Origin of the sequence: Shewanella sp. S1-58-MNA-CIBAN-0166, assembly GCF_040310085.1 — a bacterium.
Lineage (GTDB): Bacteria > Pseudomonadota > Gammaproteobacteria > Enterobacterales > Shewanellaceae > Shewanella.
The window spans coordinates 1-262 of the sequence record NZ_JBEOPN010000156.1 but is presented as its reverse complement, the minus strand read 5'-3'; the positions used below and the strand labels follow the sequence as shown (position 1 = coordinate 262).

Annotated in this window: 1 pseudogene; it reads right to left on the bottom strand. The window is 46.9% G+C overall.

Annotated elements, in window-relative coordinates:
* A pseudogene (locus tag AAEY99_RS21510) lies at nucleotides 1-262 on the bottom strand (imidazolonepropionase); the annotation flags it as partial.

The following is a 262-nucleotide window of genomic DNA, read 5'->3' as shown; positions in this document are numbered from 1 at the left end:
GTCTTTGGCGGCTACAAATAACTGCTCATGATCAGCAGCACGGGTGGCTTTAACTGTACTAGTTATACCGCCGCCTTGGGCAGCAATTTGCTCATAACTCACCCCTTGTAAGCGCTGCTCAAACTCCTCTGCTCTAGAGCCTGCAAACACTAAATGCGTGTGACAATCTATTAACCCTGGGGTTAACCATTGCCCTTTTATGCTCAAGGTAGGCGTTGCAAACACATCAAAACTAGGTAAGTTTTTTTGCTCACCTAGCCAC